Genomic DNA, 1,967 nt, shown 5'->3' with positions numbered 1-1,967 from the left:
CCCAAGTGGTTGAGATATAGTTTTAAAAAATTTAAAGTTCAGTTTGCTCCAGGGGATTGTAGAAATAATGTAAATTTAGACAGATACCTATACATTGTATTTCCTCATGAATATGATATTAACGATTTAACCATAATGAGGGAGGCACAAGAATGTCAGAGCATAAAAAGGAAAGAGTCATTCATGTTGATAACCTAATCATCCATGCAAAAAATGTTGAATTTATTGATGAGAGAAAAGAAGAAAATGATCATAGAAGGGGTCCGTGGGATTTCTTTTGGGGAAGACGGCAATGGAATGAAGAACAAGTGGAATCTCAAGAATTAGAACTGGAAGAAAATAACGATTAGTTTGTAATGGATTAACTCCTGTCTTTGGCCAACAAAGATAGGAGTTGATTGTTTTAGTCGTATGGACAAGTATTTATTAATAAATAAATAAGCAAATAATAGTCATCCTAATAAGATAGGAGAATTGATAAATTTTAGTTAAGGAGTGACTTTAGTTGAGAGAAATAACTGAACAAAGATTTTGCACAAATTGTAATAAGGAGACTGTACACAATTTAAGAGAGGATGCTTTTGAAATAGAGAGTATTTGTACAGAATGTCATAAACAAGAAGACAAGGTAAAAACCTTTTTCTAACAAGCGATTTAGTTTATTGGCTCACTTATAATTAATGTTTTCGAAAAACCTAGTTCCTTTTTTTTATCCACTACCTTTTGCATAGTTAGGGATGTTTAAGGATAGGTTAATTTTGATAGAACCTATTTAGAATTCCGAAGGAGAAAGAAGAATGAAGAAAAAAGAAAAATGGGGCGTGCTTTCACTTGCATCAATCCCATTAGTCATGACCTTGGGCAATTCTATGCTAATCCCCGTTTTACCATTGATGGAAAAAGAACTTGAAATTTCACCTTTTCAATCAAGCTTGATTATTACGATCTATTCAATTGTTGCGATTATATTAATTCCGATTGCGGGATTTCTTTCCGACCGAATTGGCAGGAAAAAAGTAATTATCCCAAGTTTGATCATTGCAGGATTAGGAGGGTTACTCTCAGGTCTAGCTTCTTGGCTATTTGAAAGCCCGTACCTAATAATTTTGATCGGAAGATTTTTACAGGGTGTAGGTGCCGCGGGTGCATCCCCAATTGTTCTACCATTGGTTGGAGATATGTGTAAAAGCGAGAAAGATGTGAATACAGGACTTGGATTAATTGAAACATCCAATACATTTGGAAAGGTACTAAGCCCAATCTTAGGTGCAATTCTGGCTGCAATGATTTGGTATATGCCTTTTTTTGCTTTCCCTATTTTTTGTTTAATTTCGATTCTATTGATTCAATTTATGGTTCAAACGCCAAAGGACAATGAAGTCGATACTTCAAGCTTTTCTTTCTTTTTGAAAAAAATTAAGCGGACCCTTAAGGAAGAGGGGCGGTGGCTGATATCCATTTTTATCGTCGGAGCTATCTGTTTTTACATTCTTTTTGGTATGCTCTTCTTTTTATCCTCGATTTTGGAGGACAAATACGGAATTGATGGAATTATTAAAGGACTCATCCTGGCAATTCCACTTGGNNAAGCTTGGTGATGATAAAAATGCGATCAAATGGATTATTTTTTCGGGTATTTTTGGATCTACTTTGGCGGTCTTTGCGATTTGTTATACCGAAAACATTTATATTTTTTTAGTGGCCCTTGTTTTTTGTGGGATAGGAGTAGGAATTGCTCTTCCAAGTTTGGATGCACTAATTACGAATGGCACTGAAAAAGACGAAAGAGGTACAATTACTTCAATTTATAGTAGTTTTCGATTTATAGGTGTTGCTGTTGGCCCACCTGTCTTTGCAATCCTAATGAAGCTTTCACATGATATATTGTTTTTTTCGGTAGCAGGGATTTCAGTAATAGCAACCATACTGGTATTATTTTTCATTAAGCCGCCGAAAAGGGTCAGAAC

General features: G+C 35.0%; 3 protein-coding genes. All 3 read left to right on the top strand.

Annotation, left to right across the window (positions count from 1 at the left end):
- Positions 1–152: 152 nt before the first annotated feature.
- Complete coding sequence (locus V7147_RS06415) at positions 153–350, top strand: hypothetical protein (protein WP_335367027.1); 198 nt, start codon at positions 153–155, stop codon at positions 348–350.
- A gap of 447 nt (positions 351–797) precedes the next feature.
- Entirely contained in the window at positions 798–1,598 is an 801-nt protein-coding gene (locus V7147_RS06410; RefSeq protein ID WP_335367026.1) for an MFS transporter, read from the top strand.
- A partial coding sequence (locus V7147_RS06405; RefSeq protein WP_335367025.1) for an MFS transporter occupies positions 1,546–1,967 on the top strand: 422 nt, incomplete at its 3' end. The genes V7147_RS06410 and V7147_RS06405, both read left to right, overlap by 53 nt.

Origin of the sequence: Bacillus sp. JJ1521, assembly GCF_036965165.1 — a bacterium.
GTDB lineage: Bacteria > Bacillota > Bacilli > Bacillales > Bacillaceae_L > Ferdinandcohnia.
The sequence above is the reverse complement of the archived record's forward strand: the minus strand, read 5'-3'. Positions and strand labels throughout refer to the sequence as shown.